General features: G+C 72.3%; 16 protein-coding genes. 14 read left to right on the top strand and 2 right to left on the bottom strand.

Annotated features, from left to right (window positions below):
• The first annotated feature begins 90 nt into the window (after positions 1 to 90).
• The 5 genes from ACPZVR_RS01210 (at position 91) to ACPZVR_RS01230 (ending at position 6,849) form a co-directional block, all read left to right on the top strand.
• Positions 91 to 1,716, top strand: a complete 1,626-nt coding sequence (locus tag ACPZVR_RS01210) for an AMP-binding protein (protein WP_436697741.1) — start codon at positions 91 to 93, stop codon at positions 1,714 to 1,716.
• A 154-nt stretch (positions 1,717 to 1,870) separates the two neighbouring features.
• Positions 1,871 to 2,413 carry a toxin-antitoxin system HicB family antitoxin gene (locus ACPZVR_RS01215; protein ID WP_436697742.1) on the top strand — a complete coding sequence of 181 codons (543 nt, stop codon included), beginning with the start codon at positions 1,871 to 1,873 and terminating at the stop codon, positions 2,411 to 2,413.
• Positions 2,414 to 2,521: 108 nt separating this feature from the next.
• Positions 2,522 to 3,358 carry a DUF4097 family beta strand repeat-containing protein gene (locus tag ACPZVR_RS01220; protein ID WP_436697743.1) on the top strand — a complete coding sequence of 279 codons (837 nt, stop codon included), beginning with the start codon at positions 2,522 to 2,524 and terminating at the stop codon, positions 3,356 to 3,358.
• Between the two features lie 144 nt (positions 3,359 to 3,502).
• Complete coding sequence (locus ACPZVR_RS01225; RefSeq protein ID WP_436697744.1) at positions 3,503 to 4,645, top strand: delta-60 repeat domain-containing protein; 1,143 nt, start codon at positions 3,503 to 3,505, stop codon at positions 4,643 to 4,645.
• Positions 4,646 to 4,755: 110 nt separating this feature from the next.
• Complete coding sequence (locus tag ACPZVR_RS01230; protein ID WP_436697745.1) at positions 4,756 to 6,849, top strand: CocE/NonD family hydrolase; 2,094 nt, start codon at positions 4,756 to 4,758, stop codon at positions 6,847 to 6,849.
• 33 nt (positions 6,850 to 6,882) lie between these two features.
• Here ACPZVR_RS01230 and ACPZVR_RS01235 read toward each other — a convergent pair whose 3' ends face one another.
• Complete coding sequence (locus tag ACPZVR_RS01235) at positions 6,883 to 7,647, bottom strand: IclR family transcriptional regulator (protein ID WP_436697746.1); 765 nt, start codon at positions 7,645 to 7,647, stop codon at positions 6,883 to 6,885.
• A 69-nt stretch (positions 7,648 to 7,716) separates the two neighbouring features.
• Between ACPZVR_RS01235 and ACPZVR_RS01240 the strand changes: the two genes are divergently transcribed.
• From ACPZVR_RS01240 to dmpG, 3 genes are read left to right on the top strand one after another with little or no spacing between them, the layout of a single operon-like run.
• Positions 7,717 to 8,559 (top strand): 2-keto-4-pentenoate hydratase, encoded by an 843-nt coding sequence (locus ACPZVR_RS01240; RefSeq protein ID WP_436697747.1) that lies wholly within the window; start codon positions 7,717 to 7,719, stop codon positions 8,557 to 8,559.
• A 5-nt stretch (positions 8,560 to 8,564) separates the two neighbouring features.
• Positions 8,565 to 9,545: an acetaldehyde dehydrogenase (acetylating) gene (locus ACPZVR_RS01245; protein WP_436697748.1), complete on the top strand. Its 981-nt coding sequence runs from the start codon at positions 8,565 to 8,567 to the stop codon at positions 9,543 to 9,545.
• Positions 9,542 to 10,582 (top strand): 4-hydroxy-2-oxovalerate aldolase, encoded by a 1,041-nt coding sequence (gene dmpG / locus ACPZVR_RS01250; RefSeq protein WP_436697749.1) that lies wholly within the window; start codon positions 9,542 to 9,544, stop codon positions 10,580 to 10,582. Before ACPZVR_RS01245 ends, dmpG begins: the two co-directional genes overlap by 4 nt.
• 83 nt (positions 10,583 to 10,665) lie before the next feature.
• Here the strand turns inward: dmpG and ACPZVR_RS01255 are convergent, their stop codons facing one another.
• Positions 10,666 to 11,997: an aspartate aminotransferase family protein gene (locus tag ACPZVR_RS01255; protein ID WP_436697750.1), complete on the bottom strand. Its 1,332-nt coding sequence runs from the start codon at positions 11,995 to 11,997 to the stop codon at positions 10,666 to 10,668.
• A gap of 133 nt (positions 11,998 to 12,130) precedes the next feature.
• Here ACPZVR_RS01255 and ACPZVR_RS01260 point away from each other — a divergent pair, with 133 nt between their 5' ends.
• From ACPZVR_RS01260 to ACPZVR_RS01285, 6 genes are read left to right on the top strand one after another with little or no spacing between them, the layout of a single operon-like run.
• Positions 12,131 to 13,357: a M20 family metallopeptidase gene (locus ACPZVR_RS01260; RefSeq protein ID WP_436697751.1), complete on the top strand. Its 1,227-nt coding sequence runs from the start codon at positions 12,131 to 12,133 to the stop codon at positions 13,355 to 13,357.
• Entirely contained in the window at positions 13,354 to 14,196 is an 843-nt protein-coding gene (locus tag ACPZVR_RS01265; protein ID WP_282402692.1) for an IclR family transcriptional regulator, read from the top strand. The genes ACPZVR_RS01260 and ACPZVR_RS01265 overlap by 4 nt, the downstream gene beginning before the upstream one ends.
• Positions 14,193 to 15,158 (top strand): thiamine pyrophosphate-dependent dehydrogenase E1 component subunit alpha, encoded by a 966-nt coding sequence (locus ACPZVR_RS01270; protein ID WP_436697752.1) that lies wholly within the window; start codon positions 14,193 to 14,195, stop codon positions 15,156 to 15,158. The genes ACPZVR_RS01265 and ACPZVR_RS01270 overlap by 4 nt, the downstream gene beginning before the upstream one ends.
• Positions 15,151 to 16,176 (top strand): alpha-ketoacid dehydrogenase subunit beta, encoded by a 1,026-nt coding sequence (locus ACPZVR_RS01275; RefSeq protein ID WP_436697753.1) that lies wholly within the window; start codon positions 15,151 to 15,153, stop codon positions 16,174 to 16,176. Before ACPZVR_RS01270 ends, ACPZVR_RS01275 begins: the two co-directional genes overlap by 8 nt.
• Entirely contained in the window at positions 16,173 to 16,967 is a 795-nt protein-coding gene (locus ACPZVR_RS01280) for an acetoacetate decarboxylase family protein (RefSeq protein WP_436697754.1), read from the top strand. The genes ACPZVR_RS01275 and ACPZVR_RS01280 overlap by 4 nt, the downstream gene beginning before the upstream one ends.
• Entirely contained in the window at positions 16,964 to 17,449 is a 486-nt protein-coding gene (locus ACPZVR_RS01285; RefSeq protein ID WP_436697755.1) for a nuclear transport factor 2 family protein, read from the top strand. The genes ACPZVR_RS01280 and ACPZVR_RS01285 overlap by 4 nt, the downstream gene beginning before the upstream one ends.
• Positions 17,450 to 17,468: the final 19 nt, after the last annotated feature.

Here is a 17,468-nt window from a genome sequence, read left to right on the forward strand (position 1 = left end):
CGAGGCTGTGGACAGGGCAGACGGGGTCCGCGCCGACGTACCCCCTTTCGAGGGGTGTGATGGCGCTCACCGGGGCGTCACCATGGGGTCATGACGGAGTCGTACGCCGCCGGCGAGACCACCACGCCCCTGCTGGACGAGACCATCGGTGCCAACCTCGAGCGCACCGTCGCGCAGTGGCCCGACCGTGAGGCACTGGTCGAGGTGGCGAGCGGACGCCGGTGGACCTGGCGCGAGTTCGACCACGCGGTCGACGAGGCGGCGCGCGGCCTGATCGGCCTCGGCATCGCGAAGGGCGACCGGGTCGGGATGTGGGCACCGAACTGCGCGGAGTGGACCATCATCCAGTTCGCCGCGGCCAAGGCGGGCGCGATCCTGGTCAACGTCAACCCGTCCTACCGCACCCATGAGTTCGCCTACGCCGTCAACCAGTCCGGCCTGCGGCTGCTGCTCGCCGCGACCAGCTTCAAGACCAGCGACTACCGGGGCATGGTCGAGGAGGTCACGGCCAAGGGCGAGGTCCCCGGCCTGGAGCGGACGCTGTACGTCGACAGCGACGACTGGCAGCGCCTGGTCGATGCCGGCCGCGACCTGCCCGCGGACGCGCTGACCGAGCGGCAGCGCGACCTGACGCCCGACGACCCGATCAACATCCAGTACACCAGCGGCACCACGGGCTTCCCGAAGGGCGCGACCCTCAGCCACCGCAACATCCTCAACAACGGCTACTTCGTCACCGAGCTGATCAACTTCACCGAGCAGGACCGACTCTGCATCCCGGTGCCCTTCTACCACTGCTTCGGGATGGTGATGGCCAACCTGGGCTGCGTGACCCACGGCGCGACCATGGTGATCCCGGCTCCCGGCTTCGACCCGTCGATCACCCTGCGCACGGTCCAGGACGAGCGCTGCACCGCGGTCTACGGCGTACCGACCATGTTCATCGCCATGCAGAACGCCCCCGACTTCGCCGACTACGACCTCGCCACCCTCCGCACCGGCATCATGGCCGGCTCCATCTGCCCGGTGGAGGTGATGAAGCGCTGCATCAACGACATGCACATGGCGGAGGTGTCCATCGCCTACGGCATGACCGAGACCAGCCCGGTGAGCTGCCAGACCCGGGCGGACGACGACCTCGACCGGCGTACCTCCACGATCGGGCGCGCCGCGCCGCACGTCGAGATCCGCATCGTCGACCCGGCGACGGGCGAGACCGTGCCGCGGGGCGAGCCGGGCGAGTTCTGCACGCGCGGCTACTCCGTGATGCTCGGCTACTGGGACGACCCGGCGAAGACCGCCGAGGCGATCGACGCCGACGGCTGGATGCACACCGGCGACCTCGCCGTCATGCGCGAGGACGGCTACGCCAACATCGTCGGCCGGATCAAGGACATGGTCATCCGCGGCGGCGAGAACATCTACCCCCGCGAGATCGAGGAGTTCCTCTACACGCATCCCGACGTCGAGGACGTCCAGGTCGTCGGCGTCCCCGACGAGAAGTACGGCGAGGAGCTGTGTGCCTGGATCCGGCTCCGGGCCGGCGCCGACCCCCTCGACGCCGACGCCGTGCGCGCGTTCGCGACCGGCAAGCTCGCCCACTACAAGATCCCGCGCTACGTCCTGCTGGTCGAGGACTTCCCGATGACCGTGACCGGCAAGATCCGCAAGGTCGAGATGCGCGAGCGCTCCACCGAGCTGCTCGGCCTGGGCTGACGCCCACCCGACGCAGGCTGATCCACCCCACGCCGACCCGGCGCGTTCAAACGCGCCGGGTCGGCGGGTTTCTCGGGTTCAGACTGAGCCGGGTCGGCGACCGTGACATCAGGATGACTTGAAATGACGTCATCATGATGTCACTCTGGTGCGCATGGACATCACTCCGTACGTCGACAGCCTCCGTCGGGACCTCCTGGCGGCGGCCGAGAGTGCCGGGCCGCAGGCGCGCGAGGTCGCCGAGCGGCTGGGATACGCGCTGGACCCGGCTGTGCGGCTCGCGGTGATGGAGGCGGTCGGCCAGGCGGCGAGCGAGATCACCGCGGCGATGCCGGCGGGCGGCGTGGACGTGCGGCTCGACGGTCGCGACCTCGACTTCGTCGTCACCCCGGGCGTCGCGGAGGAGACCGCGTCGCCGCACCAGGTCACCGGACCGGTGCCCGCCGAGATGCCGGTCGAGGACGAGGGGCAGGCGCGGGTGAGCCTGCGGCTGCCCGAGTCGCTCAAGGCGCGGGCCGACGACGCGGCCGCCCGGGCCGGCCAGTCGCTCAACACCTGGCTGGTCAGCGTGATCCGCGCGGCGACCAGCGAGCGGGCGATCCGCGTCGACGTCGACCTGTCCAGTCGGCCGTTCGGCGCCGACTTCCCCTTCGGTACGCCGCCCGGTGCCGACCGCCGGATGACCGGCTGGCTCTGACGGCCCGTCCCCGTCACCCGTCCGCGACCACCCGCCAGCAGCCCACCAAGCAGCCACAGGCAGCCACAAGCAGCCACGCAGCCACCAGCAGCCCGCCAGGAGAACCCGATGACCACCCACGAACCACTGCGCCAGATCCTCGACACCCCCGGCCCGGTCAAGCTTCTCGTCGAGAACGGCCGCGGCCGGATCAGCGTGCGCGCCGCCGACCAGGCGACCACCGACGTTACGCTCAGCGGCCCCCGCGCCGCCGAGGTGCGGGTGGTCCAGGACGGCCGCCGGGTCGACATCCGCGCGCCCAAGCCCCGCGGGGGCATCTTCGGCGGCGGCGACGAGCTGCACATCGAGGTCGTCGTACCGCTCGACAGCGACCTCGACGCGCGCAGCGGCAGTGCCGCCGTGACCGCCGGCGGCCGGCTGATGACCGTGCGGGTCAAGAGTGGGTCGGGTGCGGTGACCCTCGACCAGGCGACGACCGTCGTCGTCGCCACGGGCTCCGGCGACGTCACCGTCGCGGAGGTGGCGGGCGACGTACGGGTCCGCACCGGTTCCGGCGCGGTCGACCTCGGCCGGATCGAACGGTCCGCCACCGTGTCCACCGGGTCCGGTGACGTGTGCCTGGGCCAGGTGCTCGGCACCGTCGTCGTCAAGACCGGCTCCGGGGACCTCGAGGTCGGGGAGAGCCGCGCCGACCTCACGAGCAAGACCGGGTCCGGCGACGTGGTCGTGCGTACGGCGCGCCGCGGTCGCATCCACGTCAAGGGCGCCTCGACCCGGGTGCACGTCGGCATCCCGGTCGGGACGCCGGTGTGGACCGACGTCACCACGGTGACCGGTCGGGTCAGCTCCACGCTGCCGCCGGTCGGTCCGCCCGGGTCCGGCGCCGACCACGTGGAGCTGCGCGCCAGCACGGTCTCCGGGGACGTCTCGCTCGTGCCTGCCTGACACGGCAGGAGCATCCTCCGCGCGCCGCCGAACTACCCCAATTGCGGTGACGCCGGACCCGACGTCCTGGCCTAGCGTCGCGACAGCGGCCGTACCGGCGGCCGGCGGACCGGGGGAGGGTTCATGAGGCGACGGTTGCGTGGCATGGGCATCGCGATGGTGGTCCTGGTGACGACGGCGCTCGCGGCCGTCGCCCAGGCGAGCCCGTCGCCGACGACGGCGCCGACCGCGAAGGTCGACTGCGTGGTCTACGACGAGGCGGCGGCGCGGTGCACCGTCGTCGGCGTGGTCTACGCGATCGCGCAGATCGGCGACCTGACCTACCTCGGGGGGTCCTTCACCGCCGTCAACGGCGTCGGGCGGGCGAACCTGGCCGCGGTGCGCGCGGACGGCTCGCTCGATCCGTCCTGGACCCCGTCCACCGACGGCATCGTGTACGCCCTCGCGGCGTCCGCGGACGGCAGCAAGGTGTACGTCGGCGGCACGTTCACGACGGTCAACGGTCAAGCACGCCGGCTCGCCGCGGTCACCGCGGACACCGGCGCGCTCGTCGCCGGGTGGTCGACGACGACGTCGAACAACACGGTCCGGGCCCTCGCCGCGGACCGGGCCGGTCGCCTCTACGTCGGCGGCAGCTTCAGCCGGATCGGTGGCCGCGCGATCGCCCGGCTCGCGGCGCTCGACCAGGCGACGGGCGCCGTCGACCCCGCGTTCGCGCCCCAGCCCAACAACACGGTGCGGGCGCTCGGGCTCACCGACGACGGCTCGCGGCTGTACGCCGGCGGCTCGTTCACCACCGTGGGCGGGCAGCCCCGCCCCGGCGCGGCGGAGCTGACGACCGCGGGCGCGACGACGTCGTTCGCGCCCACGGAGGGCGGGGTGGCGATCTCGCTCGACGTGTCGCCGACCGGCCGGCTCTTCTTCGGCACGACGAACAACCGGACGTGGGCCTACGACCCGACGCTCAGCGACCTGCCGCGGTACCGCGTGCGGACCTCGGGCGACGTCCAGGCCATCCTCGCCACAGCCGACGAGGTCTACGTCGGCGGCCACTTCTCCGGATTCCCCGAGGCGAAGCTCAACCGCCTCCACATCGGTTCGTTCCTCGCCGCCGACGGTACGCCGACCGCGTGGGACCCCGGCGCCAACGGCACCTACGGGGTGTGGGCCCTCGGGCTGACCCGCGACGGTCCCCTGCCCGGAGCCGTCGACGCCCTCTCGGTCGGTGGCGACTTCACCCGGGTGGCCGGCGCGGCGCGGCGGGGCTACGCCCGCTTCCTCTTCTGAGGACCGGTCCGTCCTCGCCACGGGGCCGCCGGGACGGACCTGCCGAGGTCGGCGTGACCGACACCACGGTCGCGTCGTTACCCGTGGGTAGACCCACGGGAGGGACCCGGATGACCGACCTCGACCTGCGCCGACTCTCGATCGACCCCGCGCGCCGTCGCCGCTTCACCGCCGCGCTCGCCAGCGCCGGACTCGCAGCTGCCCTCGTCCTGCCGATCGCCGGTGACGCCGCCGGTACGCCGGCCGCCGATGCCGCGCGGCAGGCGGCGTCGGCCGAGCGGGCGGCCGCGACCACCCCGGTCGCCCAGAAGCCGAAGAAGTGCACGAAGGCGAAGAAGGCCAAGAAGCACAGGAAGTGCGGCAAGGCGACGAAGGGCACGGCGGCCCAGGCGAGCGCCGTCCCCCAGACCGGCGCACCGGGTGGCGCCGCACCCGCGCCGACGACAGGCGCGCCGTGGACCCCGCGCCCGGCCGAGTACGACGCCACGGTCGTCACCCGCGACATCCCGATCGTCATGGACGACGGCGTCGTCCTCCGCGGCGACCTGCAGCGCCCGGCCGCCGCCGACGGCACGCCGGTCGCGACCCCGCTGCCCGTGATCGTCACCATCACCGCCTACAACAAGACGGTGCTCTCCGCAGGCGCGGGCGCGGTGCTGTCCGGGGCCGAGCCGGCGTACCTCGTCAAGCGCGGCTACGCCCAGCTGACCGTCGACGCGCGCGGCACCGGCGGCTCCGAGGGTCAGTGGGGCGCGTTCAGCGCGCGGGAGGGCAAGGACGCCGGCGCCGTCGTCGAGTGGGCCGCCGCCCAGCCGTGGAGCAACGGCAAGGTCGGCATGACCGGCGCGTCGTACATGGGCATCTCGCAGCTCTTCGCGGCGGCGCAGCAGCCGAAGGGGCTCAAGGCGATCTTCCCGCAGGTCCCGGCGGCCGACGTCTACCGCGACGTCGTCGCATCCGGCGGGCAGATCGACGTCGGCTTCATCCCGTTGTGGCTCGGCCTGGTCACCGCGACCGGGATGATCCCGCCCGCCTACGGGCTGCAGGAGCCGCAGGCGGGCGTCGGGATGGCGCTCGACCACCTGATGGGCGGGCTCACCTTCACCCTCCCGCTCGCCACCCAGGCGCTCCTCGGCGGCGACCCGGCGTTCGACGGCCCGTTCTACCGCGAGCGCTCGCCGATCGACGTGCTCGACAAGGTCACGGTGCCGACCTTCCTCGTCGGCGGTGAGTTCGACCTCTTCCAGCGCGGCACCCCGCTCGTCTTCGAGCGGCTCCAGCAGCGCGGTGTGCCGACGAAGCTGATCTTCGGCCCGTGGGACCACCTGCAGGGCTCCGGAGGCGGCGACGTCGGCGCGGCCGGGTACGGCTCGCTCGCCGAGCTGCAGCTGCGCTGGTTCGACCAGTACCTCGGCGGCATCGACGGTCGGCTCGACCAGATCGCCCCGCTCACCTACTACGAGCAGGGCTCCGGCGCCTGGGTGCGCACGGCGAAGTGGATCGACGACGACCTGTCCGCGCGCAGCTACCGGCTCTCCGGCTCCGCCGCGGTCGGCGGGAGGGCCGGCGCCCTGACCACCGGTACGCCGGAGGCCGGCTCGGCCGTCGTACCCCCGCTGCCCGTCACGGGACTGTGCACCCGCTCGGCCAACCAGTGGACCGCGGGTCTCCCGAACGCCCTGCTCCCCGACCTGCCCTGCTTCCGGGACAACCGCCTCAACGACCTCGGCGGCGTCGTCTTCGACACCGCGCCGCTGGACGCCGACGTGCGCCTCCAGGGGCCGCTCAACGCCCGGCTCCACGTCTCGACCCCGAGCGGCGACGGGATGCTCTCGGTGGCCGTCGAGGACGTCGCGCCGGACGGCACGGTCTCCCGGATCAGCGGCGGCTGGCAGACGATCGCCCACCGCGCGCTCGACGAGGGGCGCTCGCGCTACCTCGACGGGCAGCTGCTGCAGGCCTACCATCCGTTCACGCGGGAGGCGAAGGCCCGCCTGCCCCGCGGGGAGATCGCGCCGGTCGACGTCGAGATCTTCCCGACCGGCGCGGTGATCGCGAAGGGTCACCGGCTGCGGATCGCGGTCCAGGCCTTCGACGTCCCGCACCTGCTCTCGCCGGTCACCGACCTGGTGACCCAGCTGGTGCCGGTCACGGTCCACACGGGACCGCAGTACCCGTCGGTGCTGACGATGGCGGTGCGCTGACGACAGCCGACGCCCCGCCGGCGACGCTGACTCCTACAACCCGCCCGGTCGGCGTGCCAGGGTGCTCCCGAGCGCCGTGGCCGCCGCCCGGACCGCGTTCTGGTGGGCCTCGGGCCGGAACCGCCCGATCGGGCCGGTGACGCTGACCGCCGCGACCGCGGTGGCGCCGTCGGGCTGGAGCACGGGCGCGGCGACGCAGAGCAGTCCCGGCGTCGACTCCTCGCGCTCGAAGGCGAGTCCGGTCTCGAGCGCCCGGTCCAGCTGCTGCTCGAGCAGGCCGGGCGCCACCACCGTGTGCGGCGTACGCCGGGCGAGCGGCCCGGCCAGCACCGCGGCCCGCACCGACGGCTCGGCGTGGGCGAGGAGCACCTTGCCGAGGGCGGTGCAGTGCATCGGCATCCGCCCGCCGGTCCGCGACGGGCTGCGTGCCTGGCGGTGTCCGCCGATCTTGGCGACGTAGACGACCTCGGTGCCGTCGCGCACGCCGAGGTGGACGGTCTCGTGGGTGCGCTCGTAGAGGTCCTGCAGGAACGGCATGGCGACCTCCAGCAGCGTGCGCTCGGTGGCGGCGCGCATGCCCAGCTCGAACAGCCCACCGGCCAGCCGGTAGCCGTGCTCGGTCTTCTCCAGCAGCCGGTGCCGGACCAGGTCGCCCGCGACCCGGTGGGCCGTGCCCTTGGGCAGCCCGGTGCGGCGGACCAGCTCGGCGAGGGGGAGCAGCCGGTCCTCGGGGCCGAACGCGCGCAGCAGCGCGACCGCCTTGCCCAGCACGGTGTCCAGGCCCTGCTCGTCCGTCACCGCCACAGCGTACCGGTGAGTGGAACGCTGCCGTGGCGGGCGGTCATCCGAGGCCCGAGAGTGGGCACCATGACCGAGACCCTCGACCCTGCCGACACCGGCGCCGTGGCCTCCGCCGTCGGTGCCGCCGCCGAGCGCCTGCACACCGCCCTGGTCGAGAACCGGCCCTGCGCGCCCGTCCGCGAGCTCATCGGCGAGCGCGACATCACCCTCGCCTACGCCGTGCAGCAGCAGCTCAACGCCCACCGCCTCGAGGCCGGCGCCGTCGTGGTCGGCCGCAAGATCGGCGCGACCTCCGTCGCCGTCCAGCAGCAGCTCGGCGTCGACACCCCCGACCTCGGCGTCCTCTTCGACGACATGGAGTACGACGCCTCGGCGCCCGTCGACATCAGCGGGCTGCTGCAGCCGAAGGTCGAGGGCGAGATCGCGTTCGTGCTGCGCGAGGATCTCGCCCAGGGCGACCTCGACCTCGACCAGGTCGCTGCGGCCGTCGACTACGCCGTCGCCGCCATCGAGGTGTGCGACAGCCGGATCGCCGACTGGGACATCAGCTTCGCCGACACCGTCGCCGACAACGCCTCGGCCGGCGGCTACGTGCTCGGCACCGAGCGGCGCACCCTCGACGGCTCCGACGGTCGCGGTGCGTTCGTGCCCAAGGATGCCGCGATGACGATGACCGTCACCGGACAGGACGACGTGGCCGGCACCGGCGCCGCCTCCCTCGGGGACCCGCTGGTCGCCCTGCAGTGGCTGGCCCGCCAGGCCCGCGACCTCGGCGACCCGCTGCGCGCCGGTCAGGTCGTGCTCTCCGGCGCCCTGGGCCCGATGCGCCCCGCCGCGCCCGGCGCCGACGTCGCGCTCACCATCGACGGACTCGGCTCCGTCACCCTCAGCTTCAGCGAGAAGGAGTGATGACCATGAGCAAGGCCGCCAAGACGAAGGTGGCGATCATCGGGTCCGGCAACATCGGGACCGACCTGATGATCAAGGTGCTGCAGACCGCGCAGCACGTCGAGATGGGCGCCCTGGTCGGCATCGACCCGGACTCCGACGGCCTCGCCCGCGCGCGCGACCTCGGCGTCCCGACGACGCACGAGGGCGTCGAGGGCCTCATCGCGATGCCGGAGTTCGCCGACATCGACATCGTCTTCGACGCCACCTCGGCCAAGGCGCACCTCCACAACGACGCGCTGCTGCGCCCGCTCGGCAAGCGGCTGATCGACCTCACGCCCGCTGCCATCGGCCCGTTCGTGATCCCGGCCGTCAACATCGACGAGCACCTCGACGCGCCGAACCTCAACATGGTCACCTGCGGCGGCCAGGCCACGATCCCGATCGTCGCCGCGATCTCGCGCGTCGTCCCCGTGGAGTACGCCGAGATCGTCGCCTCGATCTCCTCGAAGTCCGCCGGCCCGGGCACCCGCGCCAACATCGACGAGTTCACCGAGACCACCTCGGGCGCGATCGCCCAGGTCGGTGGCGCCAAGCGCGGCAAGGCCGTCATCATCCTCAACCCGGCCGAGCCGCCGCTGATGATGCGCGACACCGTCTTCGCCCTCGTCCACGCGCCGGATCCCGCCGTGCACGACGAGATCCGCGCGAGCGTGGAGAAGATGGTCGCCGACGTGGCGGCGTACGTGCCCGGCTACAAGCTGGTCCAGAAGGTCCAGGTCGCCGAGATCCCGGCCGACCAGCCGGTCGAGACGCTGCTCGAGCCCGGTCCGGACGGATCTGTCGAGCGGCCCACCCACCAGGTATCGGTGTTCCTCCAGGTCACCGGTGCCGGCCACTACCTCCCGGCGTACGCCGGCAACCTCGACATCATGACCTCGGCCGGCCTCCAGGTCGCCGAGCGCATCGCCGCTGCTCGCGACAACGACAGGGAGGCCGCACTGTGAGCACCACCGCCGAGAAGACGAAGATCTTCGTCCAGGACGTCACCCTCCGCGACGGCATGCACGCGATCCGGCACCGGATCTCGCCCGCCGACGTGAAGCGGATCGTCGTCGCCCTCGACGAGGCCGGCGTCGACGCCCTCGAGGTCGCCCACGGCGACGGCCTCGCCGGGGGATCGGTCAACTACGGACCCGGCTCGCACACCGACTGGGAGTGGCTCGAGGCCGCCGGGTCGGTGCTGAAGAACGCCCGGCTCACCACGCTGCTGCTGCCCGGCGTCGGCACGGTCCACGAGCTGAAGCGCGCCTACGACCTGGGCGTCCGCTCGGTGCGGATCGCGACCCACTGCACCGAGGCCGACGTCTCCGCGCAGCACATCGCGGCCGCCCGGGAGCTCGGCATGGACGTCTCCGGCTTCCTCATGCTGTCGCACATGGCGCCCCCGGAGGCGCTGGCCCAGCAGGCCAAGCTGATGGAGTCGTACGGCGCCCACTGCGTCTACATCACCGACTCCGGCGGCCGGTTGACGATGGACGACGTCGTCGCCCGGGTGAAGGCCTACCGCGACGTGCTGGACGCGGAGACCGAGATCGGCATCCACGCCCACGAGAACCTCTCGCTGTCGGTCGCCAACTCCGTCGTCGCCGTCCAGAACGGCGTCTACCGGGTCGACGCCTCCCTCGCCGGCCACGGCGCCGGCGCGGGCAACTGCCCGATCGAGCCGTTCATCGCGGTCGCCGACCTGATGGGCTTCGAGCACCGCTGCGACGTCTTCAAGCTCCAGGACGCCGCCGACGACATCGTCCGCCCGCTCCAGGACCGCCCGGTCCGGGTCGACCGCGAGACCCTCACCCTCGGCTACGCCGGCGTCTACTCCTCGTTCCTGCGCCACGCCGAGCGCGCCGCCGAGCAGTACGACGTCGACGTCCGCGACATCCTCATGGAGTGCGGTCGCCGCCGACTCGTCGGTGGTCAGGAGGACATGATCGTCGACATCGCGCTGACCATCGTGGCCGAGCGCGAGGCGGCTCTGGTCTGAGCCGCACCTGCGCGTCGTACCGGACAGAACGGTCGCGAATCCGCCGGATTCGCGACCGTTTCGTCCGGTACGACGGGTGCGGGTCAGGAGCGCGGGGCCCCCATCGCGGCCGTGAGCTCGGCCAGGCTCTCGCGCAGGATCGCCAGCGCCTCCCGTGCCTCCTCGCGGGTGACCGACATCGGCGGGGTGATCCGCAGGACGTTGCCGTAGAGGCCGCCGCGACCGATGAGCAGACCGCGTCGCCGGGCGATCTCCAGGCAGGCCACCGCGGCCTCCGGCGCGACGTCACGGCTGCCGGGACGCACGAGCTCGACGCCGAGCATCAGCCCCATGCCGCGCACCTCGCCGACGACCGGGTTCTCGGCTGCGATCGCCTCCAACTCGCCTCGTAGGTAGCCGCCGACGAGGTCGGCATTGCGCTGCAGGTCGTGGTCCTCGATGTAGTCGAGGACCGCCAGCGCAGCGGACATCGCGACCGGGTTGCCCCCCGCGGTGGAGATCGAGTTCGCCTGAAGGCAGTTCATCGTGCGCGCATCGGTGACGACGCCGCCGACAGCCAGGCCGTTGGCCAGTCCCTTGGCGAAGGTGATCGCGTCCGGCCGGACGTCGTGGGCGTGCATCCCGAAGTAGGCCTTGCCGGTGCGGCCCCACCCCGACTGGACCTCGTCGGAGACCAGGGGGATGTCGTACTCGTCCAGCACCTCCTTCGCCAGCCGGAAGAAGCCGGGCGGCGGTGTGGCGAAACCGCCCGCGCCCTGGACCGGCTCGGCCAGCAGGCAGGCGACGCTTCCGCTCGTCGCGGTCTCGATCATCGTCCTCAGCTCGTCGGCGCAGGCACGGTTGAACGCGTCGTCGGGCAGGTGGCCGAACGGGCTCCGGTACCGGTAGCCGCTGTGCACGTAGGTGACGTTGAGCGGGCTGAGCGAGGTCGCCGACCAGGCCCGGATGCCTGTCGTCGCGACGGTGCCGAAGCTGCGCCCGTGGTAGCTGCCGCGCAGGGCGAGGACCTGGTTGCTCCGCTGCCGCGTGGTCATCAGCAGCAGCGCCGCCTCGACCGCCTCGCTGCCGGAGTTCACGAAGAACACCCGCGCGTCCGGGATGCCGCTGCGTGCGGCGATCCGCTCGGCGAGCTCGACCTGCGAGCGGATCAGGTACAGCGTCGAGGAGTGCAGGATCCGATGGCTCTGCGCCCGGATCGCCTCACCGATCTCCTCGATGTCGTGGCCGACCATCGTCGCCAACAGCCCGCCGAAGAAGTCCAGGTAGGTCCGGCCGTCCCCGCCGACCACGTGCCGGCCCTTGCCGGACACGAGCTCCAGCGGCTCGTCGTAGTACAGCGTCATCCAGTCCGGCATGACGTTCCGGTGCCGCTCCAGCAGCGCCGCGTCCGTGCCCGTCCGCTCGTCCATAGCCATGCACGCAACGTAGACGTCCGCTCGTGCGCTCCGGCGTGCACGGTGGGAAATTTCAGATAGTCGAAATCGCCGTTCGCTTTAGGCGCACCAGGTCGGCGATGTGGTGAGGATCATGCCCCGAGGAGGCACCTTCGTGATCGATCTGACAGACCGGGACGTGACCCGGATCCGCGACGCCGTCGACGTGCTGAGCGCGCCGTTGACCGAGCTGCTCGTGCGGGCCGTCCGCTGTCCCAGCGTGACCGGCGGCGAAGGCGAGGTCGCCGTCTTGATGCACGAGTGGATGACGGCGCGCGGCTGGACGCCGACGCTGGTGACGGTCGAGCCGACCGCGGGCCACGACCGCGCCAATGTCGTCGTCCGCCGGGGCGCGGCCGACGGCCCACTGCTCGTTCTCAACGGCCACCTCGACGTCGTGCCGCCCGGGCCCGCAGACGCCTGGACGCGCTCGCCGTACTCGGGTCAGGTGGTCGACGGGCGGATCCACGGTCGCGGCACCGTCGACATGAAGGGCGGCATCGTGGCCGGCATCGGGGCGCTCCTGGCGCTCGAGAGCGCCGGGATCGAGCTCGCCCATCGGATCGAGCTCCAGCTGGTGGTGGGGGAGGAGACGACCGGGGTCGGCACCCGGGAGGCGGTGCGAGCCCTCGACCTCACGGAGGTGGCCGGCGCCATCGTGCTCGAGCCGACCTGCGGCCGGATCGTCACGGTCAACACCGGTCTCCAGTTCTTCGACGTCCGGGTGAGTGGACGAGCCGCGCACAGCTCCGCGCCCTGGGAGGGCGTCGACGCGTTCGCCAAGCTCCTCCTGGTCCGGGAGGCGATGCAGGCCGAGGCGCAGCGACGCTCGGCCCGCTACCGGCACCCGCTGCTTGCCGGCGTCCCCGACCCGATGCCGTTCGTGGTCGGAGAGGTGAGCGCCGGCACCTATCGCGCTGCCGTGCCCGCGCACGCCCGGATGACTGGTCGCTACGGGCTGCAACCGGGGGAGTCCGTGCGGGAGGCGCGCGCCGCCTTCGCCGCCGCGATCGACGAGGTCGCCGACCGGGACCCGTGGCTGCGCGACCACCGGCCCGAGCTGGTCTGGGACCACATGGGTCTGCCGGGGTGGGACACGGACCAGGACAGCGACGTGGTCCGCGCGTTGGTCCGCGCGCGCGAACTCACCACCGGGAGCGCGGAGCTGACCGGATTCACCGCCGGCTCCGACGCGGCCGTGTACGGCGCCGCGCTGGTCCCGACGGTCGTCTTCGGCCCCGGCGACGTGGCCCTCGCGCATGCGCCCGACGAGTCGGTGGCGATGGTCGACGTGTTGGACTGCGCAAAGACCCTGGCGTTGGCCCTGGCGGGGCTGGCATGAGCGCCTCCAGCACGCTGAGCACGCTCGAGCGCGGGATCGCGATGCTCGAGTACGTCGCCGAGCACGGCCCGATCACCGCCAAGCGGGTCGCGCGCGAGATGGATCTCAAGACGAGCAGCTGCTATCACGTGCTGCGCACCCTGGTCGGCTGCGGCTTCCTGGCCCGCCTCGAGGACGGCACCTACGACGTCGGCCCGCGGTCCCACGCCTACGCGAAGGCGGTGCAGGCCAAGTACGCGATCCAGCCGGAGCTCGCGCTCGTGTTGACGCGGTTGCACAACCTGACTCGGGAGACGGCGTACATCTCCGGGTGGCGCGACGGGAACATCGTGCTGCTGCACTACATCGCGGGCCTCCATGCGCTCAACGTCGGGCGCCTCGCGGTCGGATACACCGGCGACATGCACGCCCGCGCGTCCTGCAAGGCGGTGCTCGCCCACCTGCCCGAGGAGCACGTCGCCGCCATGTTCTCGGGAGTGCGCCTGGTCGCGCTCACCGCCAACACCATCACTGACTTCGAGGAGCTCAGGGTCGAGCTCGTCCAGACCCGGCGCCAGGGCTTCGCGATCGACCGTGAGGAGTACGTCGACGGGGTCAGCTGCGTGTCCGCGCCCTACTTCGACCGCGACGGCAACCCACTCGGCGCCTTCACGGTCTCGGTGCCGACCGAGCGATTCCAGCGGAGCAAGGCCCGTCTCATCGAGAGCGCGACGCAGGCGGCGTCCATCGCGACCCGACTGATGACGACCGGTCGGCTCTCGCTACCCGACCTGTCCGAACCACCCGACCGAGGCGGCCCGCCACCAGACGGGTCGCACCAACCGATGGAGAGCAAGTGAGCAACGAGGAACGGGTGGCCGCACTGTCGGTCCACCTGGAGCAGATGGTGCGGATCCGTCAGTTCGAGGAGAAGGTCCAGGAGCTGCGGGCGCGCGAGGAGATCGTCGGCTCGGTGCACCTGTGCAACGGCCAGGAGGCGATCTACGTCGGTTCCTGCGCCGCACTCGACCTGACCCGCGACGCGGTCTTCCCGACCTATCGCGGGCACGGCTGGGCGATCGCCTGCGGTGTGCCGCTGGTGCAGCTGTTCGGCGAGCTGATGGGCCGCACGGTCGGCGTCAACGGCGGACGCGGCGGCTCGGCGTACTTCACGGCGCCCGACTACGGCATGTACGGCGAGAACTCGATCGTGGGTGCCGGCGCCCCGATCGCGGCCGGCGCGGCGCTCGCCGCGACCTTCGACGGTTCCGGCCGGGTCGCGGTCGCAGCGTTCGGCGACGGCGCCATGAACCAGGGCTCGGTGCACGAGGCGATGAACTTCGCGGCCGTGCGCTCGCTGCCGGTCATCTTCGTCGTCGAGAACAACAGCTACTCCGAGCTCACCCCGATCGCGAGCATGGTGCGCATCGAGCGGCTCTTCAAGCGAGCCGCCGGCTACGGCATGCCCGGGGCGCGGGTCGACGGCAACGACCCCGAGGCGGTCGCGTCCGCGATGAGCCAGGCCACCGAGCGCGCGCGCAAGGGCGCCGGTCCGGTCCTGCTCGAGATGCTCACCCAGCGTCTGGTGGGCCACTACATCGGCGACGCTCAGCAGTACCGGCCCGCCGGTGAGGTCGAGGCCTCGATGGCCGCCGAGCCGATCGGCCGGCTCACCCGTGTGCTGGCCGGGCTCGGCGCGGGCTCCGACGTACTGCGGGAGGTGGAGGCCCGGGTCGCGGCCGAGGTGGCCGCGGCCGTCGCCGAGGCCACGGCCGCCCCGCTGACCGACCCCACGAGCGTCATGGAGCACCTCTATGCCTGAGCTGACCACGCCGACGGAGATCCGCACCGAGACCCTGTCGTACGCCGAGAGCGTCAACGCCGCGTTGCGACGGGCGCTGACCGACTGGCCCGAGGCCCTCCTCTTCGGTGAGGACGTCGCCTTGCCCGGTGGCGTCTTCGGCGTGACCAAGGGCCTGCGCCGGCTGTTCGGCGAGCGCGTCTTCGACACGCCGATCTCCGAGTCGGCCATCCTGGGTGGGGCCGTCGGCTCGGCGATGATGGGTGCCCGCCCGATCGTCGAGATCATGTGGGCCGACTTCGCCCTCGTCGCCTTCGACCAGATCGCCAACCAGGCGGCGAACGTCCGCTACGTGTCGCGTGGCCGGCTGTCGGCTCCGCTCACCATCCGCACCCAGCAGGGCTCCGCGCCCGGCGCGTGCGCCCAGCACTCGCAGTCGCTCGAGGCGCTGTTCGCGCAGATCCCAGGGATCAACGTCTGCATGCCGGTGACCCACCAGGATGCCTATGACCTGACGCTCGCGGCGATCGCGGACGACGACCCGACGGTGGTCATCGAGAACCGGACGCTCTACCACGGACGCAAGGAGAGCATCCTCACCGGCGGTCCGGTCGAGCCGATCGGCGGCGCGGCCATCCGTCGGCCCGGCAGCGACGTGACGTTGGTGACCTGGGGCTCGATGCTCCACCGGGCACTCGCCGCCGCCGAGTCCGCCGCGGCGGAGGGCATCGACGTCGAGGTGGTCGACCTGCGCTGGATCCGTCCGTTCGACGCCGACACGGTGCTCGGCAGCATCGAGCGCACCCGTCGGGTCGTGATCACTCACGAGGCCCACACCTTCGGGGGCTTCGGCAGCGAGATCGCGGCGCAGGTCGCAGAGGCCGGGATCGCTCTGCGCGTGCCGCTGGTGCGGGTCGGGACGCCGCCCACGCGGATCCCCGCCGCCGTTCAGTTGGCGGGCGCTGTCGTCCCGGACGCCTCCCGCATCCTCGACGCGCTGCGCCGCGCTGCCCACGACGTTGCGGTGACCGTCGCATGACGCCCCTGTCGATGCCCGCCTTCGCCCCGCTGTTCCGCGCGGGGGAGGAGACGGTCGGCGTCCGCTGGCTGACCGTCGTGTACGACGTCGACGCCGACGTCGCGCGCCGGGCGCTCCCGGCGCCCCTCGCCCTGCCCGAGCGGCCGCGGGCGGCGCTCTGGCTCGGTGAGTTCAGCAACGCCACCTTCGACGACGGCAAGGGCGCCGACGTACGGCCGCCGTACCTTCAGGGTGGGGTCTCGCTCGCCTGCGCGAGAGACGGTGTGCCCGGCGCGTACGCCCTCGAGACGTTCGTGGCCGGTCTCAACCACGGCATCCTCGGCCGCGAGCTGTTCGGTCTGCCGAAGAAGCAGGTCCGTCAGGTCGAGCTGCTCGAGGCGGACGGCCGCATCTCCTTCGCGATCGTGAGCGCCTCCGATCTGCGGCTGCTGCGCGGCGCGTCGGTCGATGTCGACGAGACGGCCGGGACCGAGCTCGTGCCGACCTGGTTCGGCGAGCACCACACCGCGAAGGTGATACCCAGCGCCGACGGGCGCGGGTACGACGTGTGCCGTCTGGTCCGTCTTCCGTGGACCTTCGCCGACGCCAGGGTCGTGCAGACAGGCCGGGCCGAGCTCCATTGGAGCCGAAGCGTCTCGGACCCTCTCTACCTTCTCGCCGAGCGTCCGAGCGGCGTGTTCGCGTACGGCGAGGCGACGCTGCGGATCGAGTACGGCACCTATGTCGCCGAGCTGGACCTGCCCGAGCCCCTCGGGCAGGAGCAATGGGCACGTGACGAGGTCCGGCGATGACCAGCACGGCCCTTCGCAGGCTCGAGCATCGGGTGGCGATCGAGGAGCTGCACGGCCGCTACGCGGAGCTGTGCGACCAGGGCTTCCCACCCGACCGGATCGCGGACCTGTTCGTCGCCGACGGCGTGTGGGAGAGCGCGCCGAACGGTGTCGTCCGGCGCGGTCGCGACGAGATCGCCGAGCACTTCCGCGTGGCCGGGGCGGCGTATCCCTGGGCGCTGCACGTCAACGTGCCGGTGCGGATCACGCTCGCCGAGGACGAGCGGCACGCGACCGGCGTCTGGTACCTGCTGATGCCCTGCGTCGACGAGACCGGCGGTACGGCGCGAGCGGGCTGGCTCGCGGGCCGTTACGACAACGAGTTCGTGTGGCGTGACGGTTGCTGGCGGTACCGGCGGATCCACGTCGACTTCGGCCTGATGGCCCACCACCTCGGCGACTGGTCACAGGACCGCTATTCGCTCGCCGCCCACGACGGCTAGGGCAGACCTCTTGCCGGCT

The sequence above is a fragment of the Nocardioides segetis genome (genome assembly GCF_051390595.1).
Classification (GTDB): domain Bacteria; phylum Actinomycetota; class Actinomycetes; order Propionibacteriales; family Nocardioidaceae; genus Nocardioides.